This is a genomic window from Rhodococcus koreensis (assembly GCF_900105905.1).
Lineage (GTDB): Bacteria > Actinomycetota > Actinomycetes > Mycobacteriales > Mycobacteriaceae > Rhodococcus_F > Rhodococcus_F koreensis.
Genome location: NZ_FNSV01000005.1, coordinates 1,465,467 through 1,482,931 on the forward strand (window position 1 = coordinate 1,465,467; position 17,465 = coordinate 1,482,931).

The following is a 17,465-nucleotide window of genomic DNA, read 5'->3' on the forward strand; positions in this document are numbered from 1 at the left end:
GTCTCGTGACTAAACTTCCAGTAACTCGGCTTCCTTGTGCTTCACCAGTTCGTCCACCTGCGCGACGTACCGGGCGGTCGTCTTGTCGAGTTCCTTCTCGGCCCGCCCCACCTCGTCCTCGCCGGCCTCGCCGTCCTTCTGGATCCGGGACAGCTCGTCCATCGCCTTGCGGCGCACGTTGCGCACGGACACCTTCGCGTCCTCGCCCTTGGACTTGGCCTGCTTCACCAGTTCGCGGCGGCGTTCCTCGGTGAGCTGGGGAACGGAGATGCGGATCAGGTTTCCGTCGTTGGACGGGTTCACGCCCAGGTCGGAGTTCCGGATCGCCGTCTCGATGGCATTCAGCTGCGAGGCCTCGTACGGCTTGACGACGACGAGACGCGCTTCCGGCACGTTGATGCTGGCGAGCTGCGTGATCGGGGTGAACGCGCCGTAGTAGTCGATTCCGATGCGGTTGAACATGCCAGGATTCGCGCGGCCCGTACGGATCGATCCGAGATCGTCCTTGGCCACCGTGACAGCCTTCTCCATCTTCTCCTCGGCTTCGAAGAGAGCTTCATCAATCACGGCTGTTCCTCCATGTCGTTCTGCATCGATTCGTCACTGCCTCTGTTTCGAGAAAACCCTGTGTCGAGCGTGGCACGCGCGTCATGACTTGACGAGCGTTCCGATCTTCTCACCGGACACCGCCCGAGCGATATTCCCCTCGGTCAGCAGATTGAACACCATGATCGGCATCTGGTTGTCCATACACAGGCTGAAGGCCGTCGCGTCGGCCACCTTCAGCTCCTGTTCGATGACCTCACGGTGCGTGATCTGCGTGTACATCGTGGCGTTCGGGTCGAGGTTCGGGTCCGCGGTGAACACACCGTCGACGGCCTTGGCCATCAGCACCACCTCGGCGCCGATCTCGAGGGCCCGCTGCGCCGCGGTCGTGTCGGTCGAGAAGTACGGCATGCCCATGCCGGCACCGAAGATCACGACGCGTCCCTTCTCGAGGTGACGCTGGGCGCGCAGCGGAATGTACGGTTCCGCCACCTGACCCATGGTGATCGCCGTCTGCACGCGGCTGTCGATGCCCTCTTTCTCCAGGAAGTCTTGCAGAGCAAGGCAATTCATGACGGTGCCGAGCATGCCCATGTAGTCGGAACGCGCGCGGTCCAAACCTCGCTGCTGCAGTTCCGCACCACGGAAGAAGTTGCCGCCGCCGATGACCACCGCCACCTGCACCCCGGATCGCACGACCTCGGCGATCTGCTCCGCGACCTTGGTCACCACGTCGGGGTCGAGACCGACCTTGCCACCACCGAACATTTCTCCGCCGAGTTTGAGAAGGACTCGATGGAATCCCGTACGTTCGTTGGCTGGTTCGGACATTGCTCTCCTCAGTTCCACAGCACTCGTCGATTTCGACAGCGGCCGAGCGCACCCACGCGGCTACCCGGCCCATTCAGACGGCCATCCTCATCCTGCCTCATCAGGACGGTGGCGGTATACGTAGGCCCCGCCGGGCGAGCGCACTCGTCCGACGGGGCCATACGACTCACACGAGCAGTTACGAAGCACCGACCTCGAAGCGGACGAAGCGCTTGATGGTCACACCGGCCTCGTCGAGGATCGCCTTGACGGACTTCTTGGAGTCCTGGACCGAGGACTGCTCGGTCAGCACGACGTCCTTGAAGTAGCCGTTGACGCGGCCTTCGATGATCTTCGGCAGAGCCTGCTCCGGCTTGCCCTCGGCGCGCGCGGTCTCCTCGGCGATGTGACGCTCGTTGGCGACGATGTCCTCGGGGACCTCGTCGCGCGTGACGTACTTGGCCTTGAGCGCCGCGACCTGCATCGCGGCGCCGCGAGCGGCCTCCGCAGCAGCGTCGCCCTCACCGGTGTACTCGACGAGGACGCCGACGGCGGGCGGCAGGTCGGCACTGCGCTTGTGCAGGTAGACCGCGACCGGTCCGTCGAAGGAGGCGATCTTGCTCAGGACGAGCTTCTCGCCGATCTTCGCGGACTGCTCCTGGATGACGGTGTCGACCGTCTTGCCGTCGAGTTCGAGTGCCTTGAGGGCGTCGACGTCGGCGGGCTTCGCTGCTGCGGCGACCGTGACGATCGACTCCGCGAGCTTCAGGAAGTCCTCGTTCTTCGCGACGAAGTCCGTCTCGCAGTCGAGCTCGAGCAGGACGCCGTCCTTGGAAACGACCAGGCCCTCGGCCGTGGTGCGCTCGGCACGCTTGCCCACGTCCTTGGCGCCCTTGATGCGCAGCTGCTCGACAGCCTTGTCGAAGTCGCCCTCGGCCTCAGCGAGAGCGTTCTTGCAGGCCATCATTCCGGAGCCGGTGAGCTCGCGGAGCCGCTTGACGTCAGCGGCGGTGTAGTTCGCCATGGTGAGCGAGCCTCCTCATATGTCTGTTGGGACGTAAGTCAGGGTAGTACTCGGGGCAGACCGTGAAACGGCCCTGACCAAAGATCTCTTGGTCAGGGCCGTGTGCATCGGATCAGGCCTCGGTGGAGGGAGCCTCTGCTGCGGGGGCCTCGGCAGCCGGAGCCGCCTGTGCCTCAGCTGCGGGAGCGGCCTCCGCTGCGGGAGCGGCCTCTGCTGCGGGCGCTGCCTGCGAGAGCAGTTCCTGCTCCCACTCGGCGAGGGGTTCGCCGGCGCCGGCCTCGGGCTTCGCGTCCTTGTCGGCGCTCAGTCCGGCACGGGCCTGCACGCCCTCGGCCACTGCGGAAGCGACGACCTTGGTGAGCAGGGCGGCGCTGCGGATGGCGTCGTCGTTGCCCGGGATCGGGTAGTCGACGAGGTCGGGGTCGCAGTTGGTGTCCAGGATCGCGATGACCGGGATGTTCAGCTTGCGCGCCTCGGCAACGGCCAGGTGCTCCTTGTTGGTGTCGACGACCCACACCGCGGAGGGGACCTTGGCCATGTCGCGGATACCACCGAGAGTGCGGTCCAGCTTGGTCATCTCACGCGTGAGCATGAGGATTTCCTTCTTGGTGCGACCCTCGAAGCCACCGGTCTGCTCCATGGCCTCGAGCTCCTTGAGGCGGAGAAGACGCTTGTGGACGGTGGTGAAGTTGGTGAGCATGCCGCCGAGCCAACGCTGGTTGACGTAGGGCATCCCGACGCGAGTGGCCTCGGCCGCGATGGACTCCTGGGCCTGCTTCTTGGTGCCGACGAAGAGGACGGTGCCGCCGTGGGCAACGGTCTCCTTGACGAATTCGTACGCCTTGTCGATGTACGTCAGCGTCTGCTGCAAGTCGATGATGTAGATGCCGTTGCGGTCGGTGAAGATGAATCGCTTCATCTTCGGGTTCCAGCGACGGGTCTGGTGACCGAAGTGCGTGCCGCTGTCCAGCAGCTGCTTCATTGTTACGACAGCCATGGCTGTGTATCTCTCTTTCATTGCCGGTTGATGCCGAACGTCGGTGACGTTCCGCCCTGGCGCCCGTGAACCGTCGGACTCACATCGAAATGCGAGACCAGCCGACGATCCGTATACTGCGCGGACGCGCGAAGTCGGACTGTGCGAACACAGACCGCTCGATCAGTGTACGGCCTCCACGTTCCACGCCCTAACCGCCCCTGCCACACCCGGTCCACGCGTGCAAGGGTTCTGCGGAATCTGTGGACGGATCGGGATCCATCCACAATGTCACCCGCCGCCCGATATTTGCCCCGGACGTGCGGGATCGTCGAGCCATGACGAAGTTCGGGGCGATCCTGCGGGTCCTGACCGCGACGGTCACGGCGACGACCCTCCTGAGCGCCGCGGTACTCCTCTCCCCGGCCGCCGAAGCCGCGCCGACCGGCGACTTCGACTGGCCGCTGCACCCGCGGCCTCGGGTGGTGCGGGCCTTCGACAATCCCGAGCACGACTGGCTTCCCGGCCATCGCGGCGTGGATCTGGGTGGCGTGCCCGACGAGGCGGTGCTGTCCGCGGGCGCGGGCGTGGTGGTGTTCGCAGGCACGGTCGCGGGTAAACCCGTCGTCTCCGTCGACCACCCGGGAGGTCTGCGCACCACGTACGAACCGGTGACCGCCCGGGTCACCGCCGGGCTGCGCGTCGGCCGCGGCACCGTCCTCGGCACACTCGAACCCGGGCACCCGGGCTGCATCGCCCCCGTCGCCGCGTGCCTGCACTGGGGTCTGCGCCGCGACCGCGAATACCTCGGCCCACTCGGACTCGTCCGGGTGGCGCCGGTCCGGCTCCTCCCCGTCGTGCCCCGTGATCGCGGCGGCTAGCGCCACTCAGCGCAAATCGTCGCGGCTAGCGCCACTCAGCGCAGATCGTCGCGGCTAGCGCCACTCAGCGACGGCGTGTCTGCCCGCCGACTCCGGGAAGTCGTCCGCGACCATCGCGGCGAGTTCGACGAACGCCTTGCGCGTATCGGGACGCAGCAGATCCAGATCCACGATCGAGCCCTCGGCGAGGTGCTCGTCGAACGGCACCACCTTCACCGCACGGCACCGGAGCAGGAAATGGTTGGTCAGTTCCGTCATGTCGATCATGCTCGAGCCGGGCCGGGCGGCACTGATCACGACGACGGTGCGGGACACGAGGTGCCCGTAACCGTGGTGCTGCAGCCAGTCCAGCGTGGCGGCGGCACTGCGGGCGCCGTCGATCGCGGGCGAACTCACCAGCACCAGGGAATTGGCGAGTTGCAGAACGCCGTTCATCGCCGAATGCATGATCCCGGTGCCGCAGTCGGTGAGGATGATGTTGTAGTACACCTGCAGGATGTCGATGGCCCGCCGGTAGTCGTCCTCGCTGAACGCCTCGGAGATCGCCGGGTCCTGCTCGCTCGCGAGCACCTCGAGGCGGCTCGGCGCCTGCGACGTGTGAGCCCGCACGTCCGAATAGCGCCGGATGTCCGCCTCGGCCGCGATGAGGTCGCGGACGGTCGAATGTGTCTGCACTGGAACCCGTTGCGCGAGCGTCCCGAAGTCGGGGTTGGCGTCGACAGCGATCACGCAGTCGCCGCGCAGCGACGCGAACGTCGATCCGAGCCCGATCGTGGTCGTCGTCTTCCCGACGCCGCCCTTCAAGGACAGGAACGCAATTCGATAGTCCCCCTGGATCGGCTGCCGGATCCGGTCGAGGAGTGCGGCGTCACGAGCCTCCCCGGCCGACTCACCCAGGTTCACCGTTCCCCCGGTGAGCCGGTGCAGCCCGCGCCGCCATCCCCGGCTCGGCGCCTTGCGCGCTCGCTCGAGGAGCGCATCCGCAACCAGATCCTGATTGGTCACCTGATGCTGACTCGGCGCAGGAGCGGTGGCATCGCCCACCGGGGTGCCGCCACCGTCGTTCAGCCAGGACGGTTGCGATCGAGTCAAGTCTTCGCGGTCCACTGTTCCCCCGGGATAGTGCAGAAACAACTGCAGATTCGTGGGGCGACGCTACCAAACCGGATCAGGCCGGGGGATGCGCCTGATCGTGCACCGCACCGCAGCCTCGCCACGGACACGTGCGAGTAGAGCTGGGTGGTGGCGAGGCCGGCGTGCCCGAGCAGTTCCTGCACCACGCGCAGGTCGGCGCTGCCCCTCGAGTCGGTGCGTCGCCGCCGTGTGACGCGGCCCGTGCGGGCTCAAGGTTCGGCGCACCGGGGACACTATGAGGCGGTCCCGCAGCGTGATCGGATCGTTCTGCTGCGCGCCCGATTCGGCGGCGTCCATCACGTCGGCCGCCTGCGACTGCCGCAGCACCGGGGGCAGTGCCCGATGGGCCTTCGCGGCGCCCAGCCGGGCGCCGGGATCGGTGGCGATGCGCCGGGTCCGCAGCAGCCAGACTGTGAAGTTGCGCACCGACGACGTCCGCCGGGCGAGTGTGGTCCGGCGATGCCGGCCGCGGACCGGCTCGCCGGCCACGACCGCAGCACCTGGATGTCGAGCTCTCCGAGGTATTCGTCCGGTGCCGTCGACAACCATTGCTGCAGCAGCGACTTCGCGTCCGGGGCGTATGCCTTCACGGTGTGCGGCGATCGACCCCGTTCGAGCCCGAGATGCCGGGTGTACGCCTCGAGTACCAGCTCCAACGGTGCCGGCAGGTCGCTGCTCACAGAGGCAGCAGTCGACTCGGGCGGGACATGAATCAAGCAGCCGCGCCGCTAGAGTTCTTTTGTGCAGCGAACGATCTCCATCCCGATGTTGTGTGTTCTGGCGTTAGTGTCCGCGATCGCTCCACTCGCCACCGACATGTATCTCCCCGGTCTCCCCCTGATGACGGAGAGCCTGAACACGTCGGCGCCGAGCGTGCAGCTGACGTTGACCACATTCATGGCCGGGCTCGGGATCGGCCAGCTCGTGGTCGGACCGTTGTCGGACGGCCTCGGTCGCCGTCGCCTGCTGATCGGCGCCACCGTCGTGACGACGCTCGCCGCGATGGCCTGCGCTCTCGCCCCGACCGTCGAAACCCTCATCGCCGCACGACTTTTCCAGGGACTGAGCGGCGGCGCGGCGATCGTGCTCGCCCGCGCCTGCATCGCCGACCGGGCCCGCGGCGACAGCGCCGCCCGGCTCTTCAGCATCATGATGATCATCGGCGGCGTCGCACCGGTGGTCGCGCCGCTGCTGGGCGGGGCCCTGCTCGGGCCGGTCGGCTGGCGAGGGATCTTCTGGGTCCTCACCGCCGCCGGGGTGGCGATGTTCGCGGGCGTGCTGATCCTCGTCCCGGAGACGCTTCCCGAGGAGAACCGGCACGGCGGCGGGCTCACGGCACTCGTCCGGAACCTGCACTACGTCGTCGGCAACCGCGTGTACCTGGGTTACGCGTTCACGTTCATGTTCGGGTTCGTCGCGCTCTTCTCGTACATCTCCGCGTCCCCGTTCGTCGTGCAGAACGTCCTCGGCCTCAGTCCGGGGCAGTTCTCGATGGTGTTCGCCGTGAACGCGGCGGGCATGGTGAGCGCCGCGATCGTGAACACACGGCTCGTCGGCACGTTCCATGCCCGGCAGTTGCTCGGTTTCGGGGTCACGCTGCTCCTGGCGGCGGGCGCCGTACTGCTGCTCGCCGCGACAACGATCGATTCGCCGCCCTGGTGGGCGATCCTGATCCCGCTGTTCGTCTCGGTGTCGAGCATCGGTTTCGTGATGGGCAACGCGACGGCGCTGGCTCAGGGCGAGGTGACCAAGGCGTCCGGCACCGGGTCCGCGCTCCTCGGGGCAGGTCAGTTCGGTCTCGCCGCGGTGGTCTCGCCGCTGGTCGGGATCGCCGGACCCGACAGTGCCGTCCCGATGGCTGTCGCGATCCCGTCGGCGGGCGCCGTGGCCATGCTGTCGCTGCTGGTGCTGACGCGGCGGACGCGCACGTCGTAGCGCGTCCGCCGGGTCAGCGTGTCAGCGGGAGGCACCCTCGCTCGCGGCGAGCTCGGACTTCCACACCCGGAAGCCTTCCTCGGTGCGACCGCGGCGCCAGTATCCGGAGATCGACGCGGAACGAGCGGGGACGCCCCGCTCGTTGCGCACGTAGGAGCGGAGGTTGTGCATCACGGCCTGCGCCTCACCGTGAATGAACACCTGCGCGTCTCCGGGCAGCCATTCGGTGTCGCGGACCGCGGCGACGAGGGGGGCGTTGTCTCCCGACGCCTTGTCCCCGATCCGGTCCGCCGTGTCGCCGCGGTGGATCCACGTGACGTCGACACCCGCGGGCGCGTCGAAGGCGATCTCGTCGTCCGAGCCTGCGACCTCGATGATCACCCTCCCCACCGCCGACGCGTCGAGTTTCTCGACGGATGCCGAGATGGCGGGAATCGCGGTCTCGTCGCCCGCGAACAGGTACCAGTCGGCCGCCGGGTCCGGTGCGAACGCCCCTCCGGGGCCGCGCAGCGTCAGGATGTCACCGGCCGCCGCGGCCGCAGCCCACGGTCCGGCGACGCCGGCGTCGCCGTGGACCACGAAGTCGATCGCGATCTCCCGCGCCGACGGGTCCACCGACCGGATCGTGTAGGTGCGCAGGACCGGCGCTTCGGGGCTTCCGAATTCGAGTTTCGCGTACGCGTCGGTGCAGGCGTTGGGAACGAAGCTGTCGAATCCCGGGTCGCCGAGGATGACCCGCACCATGTGCGGGGTCAGCCATTCGGTCCGGAGCACGGTCAGTGTTGCGGTCGGCTTTGCCACAGGCATCTCTCCAATGAACTCAAGTTGGTTAGTGTTACCTAACTACGGTACAGGAGAGACTGCCGGCAACGGCCGGAGTCGTTTACGAGCCGGAAGCGAACAACAAGCTCAACACGTGCGCGACGAAGTTCCGCCACAAATCCTCGGCTGACCCCATATCTCACTCCTGACGTGACGCTGATCCACCTGTGGGTATCGCATGCGGTTTGCGAGGTGCGTTCCAGAGACGTTTCTACTCCACCTCGTCGCCGATCGGTCGGTTCGACTCACCCTTTGCGCAGGCCGGAGCGTGACGAAGAGTCGAACCGCGCCACACTTCGGTCCTTGCCTATATTGGCGACAACCGATATAAAGGGTGTGTGCATGCGTTCGACGTACTCGGCGACCCCGTTCGGCGGCGGATCATGGAACTCCTGTCCGAGGGCGAACTCTCGGCCGGTCAGGTGACCGAAGTCGCAGCCGCCGAGTTCGGGATCTCACAGCCGACGGTGTCCGGACACCTGCGGGTGCTTCGGGAGAACGGGTTCGCTACGGTCCGGCGCGAAGGCACCAGACGTCTCTACGCGGTCGAGCCTGCACCGCTGCAGGAAGTGGATCGATGGCTCGACGGGTTCCGCCGGTTCTGGAGCCAGCCGCTCGACGCCCTGGCCACCGAACTCGCCCGCGGGAGTCGTCAGGATCCCCGGCCGAGCCGAGCCGCACACCCCGAATCATCGACAGAAGGAGACCGACAGTGAACGAGATCGCCGGTCAGGACACCAGCCTGACGACAGTGCAGCGGAGGATGGGCAACCGGGACATCGCCGAGGGTGCAGCGCGAACGGCGGTGCTCAGGCGACGCTACGACGCGCCGATCGACGACGTCTGGAATGCCATCACGACCCCGGACCGCGTCGACCGCTTCTTCCTCCCGCTCAGCGGCGATCTGCGCGCGGGCGGTTCCTTCGCCCTGCAGGGCCAGGCCAGTGGAGAGATCCTGGCCTGCGACGCCCCACATCTGCTGCGGCTGCAGTGGACTCCGCCCGGCGACCCTGGTTACAGCGACCAGGTCGAGGTCCGGCTGACCGCCGACGGTCCGGACGCGACGTGGTTGGAGTTGGAACACGCCTCCGTCGCCGACGTCTTCCGCAACGACCCGGACACGGGCTGCTACGGCGTCGGAACGGGCTGGGAAGGTCCCCTGCACTATCTCGGCGAGTACCTGCGCGGCGTCCTGCCGGACCGCCCCAGCACCGAGTGGTACACCTTCGACGAAGCCGAGGAACTGCGCCTCGCCAATTACCGCGGCACGGAATGGGCGAAAGTCGAGGCACAGCACGCGCGGAACACCGGCCACGCCTGAGAATGCATTCAGGTCGCCTGCCCCCGAGCCGGCCCCGTCTCACCGCTGCCGCGACCATCCGGTGTCGTCGGAGCCGACGAAGCCCTCCATCTCCAGCAGCGGGAGCACGGCGCGGACCTGCTCCACCGCGACTCCGGACAGTTCGGACAGTTCCCGGACCCCGCGCGGTCCGGCGGCCGGCAACGCCTCGTACACCAGCAGGGCGTCGCCCGACAGCGCGTCGAGATCGCGGACCACCTCGGGGCCGTCCCGCAGCCCGATCGGCCCGGCCTCCTCCACCACGTCACCGGCGTTCGCGACCAACCTCGCCTCACCCTCCCGAATCATCCGATTGCACCCGGTCGACGACGCCGACGTCACCGGACCGGGCACCGCCATCACCGGACGCCCCAGTTTGCGCGCCCAGCTCACGGTGTTCCGGGCGCCGCTGCGCCAGCCGGCCTCCACCACGACCACCCCGTCGGACAGGCTCGCCACCAACCGGTTCCGCGCCAGGAACCGATGTTTCGCCGGAGTCGTGCCCGGCGCGTACTCGCTGATCACCGCACCGTTCTGCGCGATCTGCCGCAGCAAGCGCGCATGCCCCGCCGGGTACGCGCGATCCACACCACACGCCAGCACCGCCACCGTCAGGCCCCCGACACTCAGCGCCGCACGATGCGCGGCGCCGTCGACCCCGAATGCTGCGCCCGACACGATCGTCCACCCGTCGACGGCGAGATCACCCGCAATCTCCGCTGTCACGTGCTCGCCGTACCCGCTCGCCGCCCGTGTCCCCACAATCGAGATTGCCCGATCGGTGAGTTCGGCCACCGGGCGCGAACCGAGCACCCACAGAGCGAGCGGCGGACCCTCGTCCCGCGACCGCGACAGATTCCCGAAACCGAGGAGCCGCCACTGAGGCCACTCGTCGTCGTCCGGCGTCACGATCCGGCCACCCATTCCCGCCACCAGTTCGAGATCGTCCGCGGCCGTGTCCACATGGGCACGGGCCACCGTCCGCTCCCCCAGCATGTCCGACAGATCCCTTTCCCGCACGGCCCGCGCAGCCTCCTCCGGCCCCACCTCCTCCACGAGACGGGACAGCGCCGGACACGGCCCCTGCACCACCTTCGACAGATACGCCCACGCCAACCGGCGCGGATCGTGAACTCCACTCGGATCCGTTGCGTCACTTCGAATTTCCACCGTCATTGAAAGCTCCGATCACGAAAACCCAACGCGGTGACCACCTGCTCCGGGCCCGGCATGCCCAGCCCGGCCAGATCGCTCACCGTCCACGCCACTCGTAATGCGCGATCGGCCCCCCGGGCCGTGATCAGCCCCTTGCGCAGCGCTCGCTCCACCGGCGCCAGCGCCGGGCGCGCCAACCGGAACTTCTGCCGCAGGGCCGGGCCCGGCACCTCCGCGTTGGTGCGCCACCCGTAGTCGCTCCACCGCTCGCCGGCGGCGGCGCGCGCCTCGGTCACCCGCTGCCGGACGTCCTCGGTGCTCTCGCCGACGTCGTCGATGAACGCTCCGGTCGCGACGGCCTGCATTCGCACACGCAGGTCAACGCGGTCCATCAGTGGTCCCGACAACTTTCCGAGATAGCGTCGCCGGGCGGTCGGCGCGCACACGCAGTCCGCCTCCCGCGGCGGCGCGCACGGGCACGGATTGGCCGCGAGGATCAGCTGGAAACGCGCCGGGTAGCGGGCGACCCCATCCCGTCGCGCGATCCGCACCTCCCCGTCCTCGAGTGGGGTCCGCAGAGCCTCGAGCACCTTGGTTCCGATCTCGGCGCACTCGTCGAGGAACAGCACCCCGCGGTGGGCGCGACTGACCGCACCGGGTTTCGCGACACCGCTGCCGCCGCCGACGAGTGCACTCACCGACGCGGTGTGGTGTGGTGCGATGAACGGCGGCACGTCGATGAGGGGGCGCTCGGGCGGCAGAAGCCCCGCCACCGAGTGGATTGCCGTCACCTCGAGCGATTCACTCTCGGTGAGCGGCGGCAGAACTCCCGGAAGACGTTGCGCGAGCATCGTCTTCCCGACGCCGGGTGGGCCGGTGAGCATGAGGTGGTGCGCTCCGGCCGCCGCGACCTCGATGGCCCAGCGCGCCTCCGTCTGACCCACCACCTCGCTCAGATCGGCACGCACCGGTTGCGCGACCCACTGCGCCGGCTCTGGGTACTCGAGTTCACGCTCCTCTCGCAGCCACGCGATCGCCGCCCTCAGATCGTGCGCGCCGAGCACCTCGACACCACCGACCAGCCCCGCCTCGGGCAGGGACTGCACCGGGACCACCACCGTCGCCCATCCCGCGTTCTTCGCTGCCAGCACCGCGGGCAGGATCCCGCGCACCGACCGGAGCCGCCCGTCCAGCGCCAGTTCGCCGAGCAGAACGGTCTCGCGCAGCCGCTGCCGCTTCACCTGCTTGGCCGCATCGAGCACGGCGGCGACGAGCGCGAGATCGTAGACCGACCCGACCTTCGGCAGGGTCGCCGGCGACAACGCGAGAATCACCTTCGAATCCGGCCACTCCTCACCCGAATTCGCGACCGCGGCCCTGATCCGGTCACGCGCCTCCGACAGCGCGGTGTCCGGCAGCCCGACCAGATGCACTGCGGGAAGCCCACGGCCGATGTCGGCCTCGATCTCGACGAGCTGACCGTCCACCCCGGTCACCGCCACCGAATGCGCGCGCCCCAATGCCATCAGAACGCGTCCCGGACGTGCTCGATCTGGGGTTGCGGACCGTGCCCGATCATGATCGCGACGACGTCGAACCGCACCCGCGACCAGTGCCGGCTCGACTCCCGCAACCATTCCACCGCCAGCAAACGGATGCGTCGCTGCTTGGAGAACGTCACCGCCTCGGCCGGAGTGCCGTATCCCAGACCGCGCCGTGTCTTCACTTCGACGAAGACGAGCCAGTCCCCCTCCGTCGCAATGAGATCGACCTCACCGTACCGGGATCGCCAGTTGCGCTCGACGATCTCCATGCCCGCCTCGGTGAGGTACCGGGCGGCCAGATCCTCCCCATGTGCACCAAGCGCGAGATTGTGCGCCACAGCAGCCTCCACCCCGTCCCGCGGCGGCCCACCGATGCGAACCGCGCCTCTCGCACCACCGTGGCCGACCCGGATTCCGGAAGAAGTGCTCGAACTGGGCGAACACTTTGGGCTGTGGATGGATCACACGTTGTGGACAACTCGGCATTCCGCGACGGCCGTGCGCGAGGAAACGCCAGGCCAGGGCTGTCAAGACGGTCAGCCGACGGCCGGCATCCAGCGGCGTGCGAGACCGGCCACCCACTCGGCGGCCTCACCCGGATCCTCGGGTGGTGATTCGACCAGGACGAGTTCGTCGACTCCCGCACCGGCCAGGGCGCCGACGTCGGACGGGTCCACTTCGCGCAGGGCAACGGCCAGGCGCAAGCCGGCGGGATCGCGCCCCGCGTCGCGGCACAGTGCGTGGATCGTGCGGATCCGTTCGGCGACGGCGTCGACGCCGTCCAGGTTGAAGCCGTACCAGCCGTCGCCCCACGCCGCGACCCGACGAAGAGCGGCATCGGTGTTGCCGCCGAGCACGACCGGAATCCGGCGCTCGCGGACGGGTTTCGGGTTGACCCGAATCGAGTCGAAGTGGACGAACTCGCCGTCGAACGTCGCAACGTCGTCACTCCACAGGGTGCGCATCGCCGCGACGTATTCGGCGGCGCGCTCGCCGCGGCGCTCGAACGGAATGCCGAGCGCAGCGAATTCTTCCCTGGACCAGCCGATGCCGACGCCGAGCGTCAGCCTGCCACCGCTCATCAGATCCAGCGTCGCCGCCTGCTTGGCCATGAGCACGGGATTGTGTTCGGGCAGCAGCACTATCCCGGTGGCGACGCCGATCGTCCGGGTGGCTGCCGCGGCGAAGCTCAGCCCGATCATCGGGTCGAGCCAGTCCGCGACAGCGGGGACGGCGATCTTTCCGTCGTCCGCGTACGGGTACCGCGACGCCGATCGGTCCACCATCACGACGTGTTCGCCGGCCCACAGCGTGGCGAATCCGCTGTTCTCGGCGGCTACCGCGACCGCGTCGATCACGGCGCGGCGAGCGCCGGTGCCGATTCCGAGGGCGTGCAACCCGAGGCGCATCGGCCGATCGTCTCACAGTTGCCCGGCCGACGTGCCCGGTTCCGGGACGCACCTATCCGCGCACGTCGAGGCTCCTGGCGTAGTGCTCCTTGAACACCTCGAGGTGCGTCCAGGTCTCCAGCGCCACCACCCGTCGATCGTCCGGATTTGCTCGGCGAGGGAGTAGAGATCGCCCGACGAATCGGCGGCGACGGTGCCGATCAGGTCGAATCTGCCGAGCGATCGCATCAGGAATTCGATACCCGGCAGGGCCTCGATCTGCGCGCACGCTTCCCGGTCCCGCGATCCGGGGTTCACACCGATGCAAATGGTGCCGGCGCGCTCTTCGGTGGACTGTCGCCGTTGGTCTCGACACTCATGTACCAGGCCACCGGCAGCGTGTGGCCGGTGATCGGACTCCTGATCGGCATGTGCGCCGTCAGCATCCTCTGCCTGCTCGTGGCTCCGCAGCACGTCGATCACGCCGACGACGAATCCGTGGGTGACCTCGGCGCCGCGCGGGCGCGGGCCACCAGCTGACACCCCCGTGACGGGAAGGGTCGGTGCTGCGAAGCACCGGCCCTTCCGCCGTCAGCCGGGCTCGCCGTCCGAATCGGCCGGAGACGCGGCGACCGTCGTCGAGGTGAGTCCGGCGTCGTCGAGCGCGCGCCCGGTGAGCACCCGGCCCAGTTCGATCATCTCGGCGGCCCGATGGAAGTCGAGGCTGCGGCACGCGTTCCGGGGAACCCGGACCTGCACGTCCGGTGGGTACGCGGCGAGCTGGTACCGGGCCAACGTCGCCTGCATCACGTCGAGCGAGCGGTTCATCACCGCGAACCGGCTGAACTTCGGGACGGCCACCGCGTCGCCCTCGACCACGGGCTGATCACCGATCAGGGGGCCGTCCGGCTCCTCCGACGGATCCGGGTCGGTGTGCGCGGCGCCGAACCGTCCGACCACCGACCGCACGATGTCCAGGTCACGCAGCTGCGCGGCGCTGCGACGGAAGCGGGCCATCCACTCGTCCACCGGCCGCGAGTCCGCGCTGACGTTCTCCGGGGCCAGCGAACGACCGTCCCGATCCTCCGCGCCCAGGCTGATCCCGACGGTCAGGTCGGCGCTCACCGAGACCAGCGGCGCCATCGGCAGCGGGTCGAGCACCCCACCGTCCGCGAGGACCCTGCCGTTGAGCACATACGGCGTGATGACGCCGGGGATGGCGATCGACGCGCGGATCGCCGCGTCGACGGGGCCGCGCTGGAACCACACCGACCGGCCCGCAGCGAGATCGGTGGCCACGGCGGTATACGGAATGGGAAGGTCTTCGATACGGATCTCGCCGAGGATCTCCCGAACCCGGTGCAGGATCTTCTCGGCGTGGATGGCGCCAGGTGCCGACACCGACAGGTCGAGAAGCCGCACGACGTCCAGCTGGGTCAGACCGATCGCCCACCGGGTGAAGTCGTCGAGCTTCCCCGCGGCGTGGAGGCCACCCACGAGGGCGCCCATCGACGATCCTGCGACTCCGACGATCTCGAATCCGCGCTCCTCGAGTACCTGAATCGCGCCGATGTGGGCGTATCCCCTGGCGCCGCCACTCCCCAGAGCCAGCGCGACGCGCCTCGGTCCGGTCATCGGATGATCGTACGCGGCCGGGAACTTCGGATCGTCAGGACAGACCGTTGTCCGGGAGCCGCAGGTCCGGCTTGTCGAGTTCCTCGATGTTCACGTCCTTGAACGTGATGACGCGGACATACTTCACGAACCGCGCGGGACGGTACATGTCCCACACCCAGGCATCGGACATGCGCAGCTCGAAGTAGATCTCGCCGTCTGCGTTGTGCGGCAGCAACTCCACCGAGTTGGCCAGATAGAACCGGCGCTCGGTCTCCACGACATAGGAGAACTGACCGACGATGTCCCGATACTCGCGGTAGAGCGACAGCTCCATCTCGGTTTCGTACTTCTCGAGATCCTCGGCACTCATCGGTCTCGGAGTCCTCCTGCTCTGGTGTGAATTGTCATCATCTCGCACTTCCGGAACTGTTATCCACTCGGTGTAGCAGCGCCGCGACATTCGACCACGAGCGGCGGTGCTCCGGGCACGGGCCCAGCTCCTCGAGCGCCGCCAGGTGGGCGGGCGTGTTGTACCCCTTGTGGATCGCGAAACCGTAACCCGGGTGCGTCTCGTCCATCGCGACCATCACCCGGTCCCGCGACACCTTGGCCAGGACGCTCGCCGCCGCGATGCATGCCGCCGCGGCGTCGCCGCCGATCACCGGCAGCGACGGGGCCGGGAGCCCCGGGACACGGAAACCGTCGGTGAGAACGTAACCGGGGGTCATCGAGAGCCCGGCGACCGCACGCCGCATGCCCTCGATGTTGGCGACGTGGACGCCCATGCGGTCGACTTCCTCCGCCGGGAAGGACACGACGCTCCACGCCACTGCCAGCCGGGTGATGGCCGGGAACAGCTCCTCGCGCGTGCGTTCGGTGAGCTTCTTCGAATCGTCGAGCCGCGCCAGCGCCGGATACGGCTTCGGTGCGAGCACACACGCCGCCACGACGAGCGGGCCCGCGCACGCACCCCGCCCGGCCTCGTCGACACCGGCCACCGGCCCGAGTCCGCTGCGGACCAGGGCCGACTCCATCGTCCGCAGACCGGACGACCTGCGAATGACGATGCGTGGAGGCCAGGAAGTCACTTGCCCTGGATATCGGGTGAACTGATCGTGCCCATCCGCGACGGCGGCAACGCGATGAAGACCGCTTTTCCGATCACGTTGTCGAGCGGGATGGTGCCTTGCATGTCGTCGCCCACGTGGTACCGCGAGTCCGCGGAGTTGCTGCGGTTGTCGCCCATCATCCACAGGTGCCCCTCGGGGACGGTGACGGGACCGAAGCAGCGCGCCGACTTCAGCGCGGTGTCGCAGGTCTGGGAGCCGGGGACGAACGGGAAGTCCATGACGACGTAGGGCTCGTCGAGTGGCTGACCGTCCACCAGGATGCGACCCTGGTCGTCGCAGCATTCGACGGTCTGACCGCCGGTGGCGATCACACGCTTGACGAGGTCGTTCTCGTCCGGCGGGACGAGTCCGACGAGGGAACCGACTTCCTGCGCACCGCGGATCACCACGTTGGAGGAGCGGGTGGAGACGAAATCCTGTGACCACGAATCGGGGCCGCGGAACACGATCACGTCACCCGGTTTCGGATCACCGAAGCGGTAACCGATCTTCTCGACCACGATGCGGTCGCCGGTGCAGCCTGCGCAGCCGTGCAGCGTCGGTTCCATCGATTCCGACGGAATGAGATAGACCCGCGCGACGAACGTCTGCAGCAGAAAACTCAGGACGAGCGCGACCAGAATCAGGATCGGCAACTCGCGGAGGAAGGAGCGGGGCTTCTTCTCGGGCTCCGCCGCACCGCCGTTCGCTGCGGAGGTGGCGGCCGAATCGCCGGTGGTCTCGGATTCCGACGACAATGCCCGCTCCTTCGAAGAATCTGTCACGAAATCAGATTAGCCCGGCACTGCGCGTACGCAGTGCCGGGCTCATCGGAAAGGTCAGCGCTTTTCCTTGATCTTGGCGGCCTTGCCACGCAGATCGCGGAGGTAGTACAGCTTGGCGCGACGGACGTCACCGCGGGTGACGACCTCGATCTGCGCCAGGTTGGGGCTGTGAACCGGGAAGGTGCGCTCGACGCCGACACCGAAGGAGACCTTGCGGACGGTGAAGGTCTCGCGGACGCCGCCGCCCTGACGGCGGATCACGACGCCCTTGAAGACCTGCACGCGCTCCTTGGAGCCTTCGATGACCTTGACGTGCACGTTGAGGGTGTCGCCGGGACGGAACTCGGGAATGTCGTCGCGGAGGGACTTCTTGTCCAGGAAATCGAGAGTGTTCATCGGT

19 protein-coding genes and 3 pseudogenes are annotated in these 17,465 nt (G+C 68.0%); 5 read left to right on the plus strand and 17 right to left on the minus strand.

The window, feature by feature from the left end; genetic code table 11:
• Positions 1-9 precede the first annotated feature (9 nt).
• The 4 genes from frr to rpsB all read right to left on the minus strand — a co-directional run bounded on the left by frr (position 10) and on the right by rpsB (position 3,377).
• Positions 10-567 (minus strand): ribosome recycling factor, encoded by a 558-nt coding sequence (frr, locus tag BLV94_RS11540; protein ID WP_015890301.1) that lies wholly within the window; start codon positions 565-567, stop codon positions 10-12.
• 81 nt (positions 568-648) lie between these two features.
• Positions 649-1,377: a UMP kinase gene (gene pyrH, locus BLV94_RS11545; protein WP_015890300.1), complete on the minus strand. Its 729-nt coding sequence runs from the start codon at positions 1,375-1,377 to the stop codon at positions 649-651.
• Positions 1,378-1,555: 178 nt separating this feature from the next.
• On the minus strand, positions 1,556-2,380 hold the full coding sequence (gene tsf / locus BLV94_RS11550; RefSeq protein ID WP_072937822.1) for a translation elongation factor Ts: 825 nt from the start codon (positions 2,378-2,380) through the stop codon (positions 1,556-1,558).
• A 112-nt stretch (positions 2,381-2,492) separates the two neighbouring features.
• The gene (gene rpsB / locus BLV94_RS11555; protein WP_005259344.1) at positions 2,493-3,377 is read right to left on the minus strand and encodes a 30S ribosomal protein S2; all 885 of its coding nucleotides are present in this window, start codon (positions 3,375-3,377) and stop codon (positions 2,493-2,495) included.
• 242 nt (positions 3,378-3,619) lie between these two features.
• Here rpsB and BLV94_RS11560 point away from each other — a divergent pair, with 242 nt between their 5' ends.
• Positions 3,620-4,237: a M23 family metallopeptidase gene (locus BLV94_RS11560; RefSeq protein ID WP_083395554.1), complete on the plus strand. Its 618-nt coding sequence runs from the start codon at positions 3,620-3,622 to the stop codon at positions 4,235-4,237.
• A gap of 54 nt (positions 4,238-4,291) precedes the next feature.
• Here the strand turns inward: BLV94_RS11560 and BLV94_RS11565 are convergent, their stop codons facing one another.
• Positions 4,292-5,329 (minus strand): MinD/ParA family ATP-binding protein, encoded by a 1,038-nt coding sequence (locus BLV94_RS11565; RefSeq protein WP_371851537.1) that lies wholly within the window; start codon positions 5,327-5,329, stop codon positions 4,292-4,294.
• Between the two features lie 76 nt (positions 5,330-5,405).
• Positions 5,406-6,027 (minus strand): annotated as a pseudogene (locus tag BLV94_RS11570) (site-specific integrase).
• Positions 6,028-6,136: 109 nt separating this feature from the next.
• Here BLV94_RS11570 and BLV94_RS11575 point away from each other — a divergent pair.
• Complete coding sequence (locus tag BLV94_RS11575) at positions 6,137-7,306, plus strand: multidrug effflux MFS transporter (RefSeq protein WP_072937819.1); 1,170 nt, start codon at positions 6,137-6,139, stop codon at positions 7,304-7,306.
• A 21-nt stretch (positions 7,307-7,327) separates the two neighbouring features.
• Here BLV94_RS11575 and BLV94_RS11580 read toward each other — a convergent pair whose 3' ends face one another.
• Positions 7,328-8,107, minus strand: coding sequence for a siderophore-interacting protein (locus tag BLV94_RS11580; protein WP_072937818.1), 780 nt, complete (start codon positions 8,105-8,107; stop codon positions 7,328-7,330).
• A gap of 359 nt (positions 8,108-8,466) precedes the next feature.
• On the opposite strand from BLV94_RS11580, the gene BLV94_RS11585 reads away from it, so the two are divergent.
• Together BLV94_RS11585 and BLV94_RS11590 are read left to right on the plus strand one after the other, a co-directional pair.
• Entirely contained in the window at positions 8,467-8,844 is a 378-nt protein-coding gene (locus BLV94_RS11585; protein WP_072937817.1) for an ArsR/SmtB family transcription factor, read from the plus strand.
• Positions 8,841-9,449, plus strand: a complete 609-nt coding sequence (locus BLV94_RS11590) for an SRPBCC family protein (RefSeq protein WP_083395555.1) — start codon at positions 8,841-8,843, stop codon at positions 9,447-9,449. Before BLV94_RS11585 ends, BLV94_RS11590 begins: the two co-directional genes overlap by 4 nt.
• A gap of 39 nt (positions 9,450-9,488) precedes the next feature.
• Here BLV94_RS11590 and dprA read toward each other — a convergent pair whose 3' ends face one another.
• The 5 genes and pseudogenes from dprA to BLV94_RS51765 form a co-directional block, all read right to left on the minus strand.
• A complete protein-coding gene (gene dprA, locus BLV94_RS11595) occupies positions 9,489-10,643 on the minus strand; it encodes a DNA-processing protein DprA (RefSeq protein WP_072937816.1) in 1,155 nt (384 codons plus the stop codon).
• Positions 10,640-12,148: a YifB family Mg chelatase-like AAA ATPase gene (locus BLV94_RS11600; RefSeq protein ID WP_072937815.1), complete on the minus strand. Its 1,509-nt coding sequence runs from the start codon at positions 12,146-12,148 to the stop codon at positions 10,640-10,642. The genes dprA and BLV94_RS11600 overlap by 4 nt, the downstream gene beginning before the upstream one ends.
• The gene (locus tag BLV94_RS11605; RefSeq protein ID WP_072937814.1) at positions 12,148-12,504 is read right to left on the minus strand and encodes a YraN family protein; all 357 of its coding nucleotides are present in this window, start codon (positions 12,502-12,504) and stop codon (positions 12,148-12,150) included. The genes BLV94_RS11600 and BLV94_RS11605 overlap by 1 nt, the downstream gene beginning before the upstream one ends.
• A 198-nt stretch (positions 12,505-12,702) precedes the next feature.
• On the minus strand, positions 12,703-13,575 hold the full coding sequence (locus BLV94_RS11610; protein ID WP_072937813.1) for an LLM class F420-dependent oxidoreductase: 873 nt from the start codon (positions 13,573-13,575) through the stop codon (positions 12,703-12,705).
• 52 nt (positions 13,576-13,627) lie between these two features.
• Positions 13,628-13,878: pseudogene (locus BLV94_RS51765) on the minus strand (Lrp/AsnC family transcriptional regulator); the annotation flags it as partial.
• 6 nt (positions 13,879-13,884) lie between these two features.
• On the opposite strand from BLV94_RS51765, the pseudogene BLV94_RS51770 reads away from it, so the two are divergent.
• A pseudogene (locus tag BLV94_RS51770) lies at positions 13,885-14,094 on the plus strand (MFS transporter); the annotation flags it as partial.
• A 51-nt stretch (positions 14,095-14,145) separates the two neighbouring features.
• On the opposite strand, the gene BLV94_RS11625 reads toward BLV94_RS51770, so the two are convergent.
• From BLV94_RS11625 to rplS, 5 genes are all read right to left on the minus strand, one after another.
• A complete protein-coding gene (locus BLV94_RS11625) occupies positions 14,146-15,189 on the minus strand; it encodes a patatin-like phospholipase family protein (protein ID WP_072937812.1) in 1,044 nt (347 codons plus the stop codon).
• Positions 15,190-15,223: 34 nt separating this feature from the next.
• Positions 15,224-15,541 carry a DUF2469 domain-containing protein gene (locus BLV94_RS11630; protein WP_005240496.1) on the minus strand — a complete coding sequence of 106 codons (318 nt, stop codon included), beginning with the start codon at positions 15,539-15,541 and terminating at the stop codon, positions 15,224-15,226.
• Positions 15,542-15,578: 37 nt separating this feature from the next.
• Positions 15,579-16,259: a ribonuclease HII gene (locus BLV94_RS11635; RefSeq protein ID WP_072937811.1), complete on the minus strand. Its 681-nt coding sequence runs from the start codon at positions 16,257-16,259 to the stop codon at positions 15,579-15,581.
• Complete coding sequence (gene lepB, locus BLV94_RS11640) at positions 16,256-17,038, minus strand: signal peptidase I (protein WP_072937810.1); 783 nt, start codon at positions 17,036-17,038, stop codon at positions 16,256-16,258. Before lepB ends, BLV94_RS11635 begins: the two co-directional genes overlap by 4 nt.
• A gap of 81 nt (positions 17,039-17,119) precedes the next feature.
• Complete coding sequence (gene rplS, locus BLV94_RS11645) at positions 17,120-17,461, minus strand: 50S ribosomal protein L19 (RefSeq protein ID WP_005240490.1); 342 nt, start codon at positions 17,459-17,461, stop codon at positions 17,120-17,122.
• Positions 17,462-17,465: the final 4 nt, after the last annotated feature.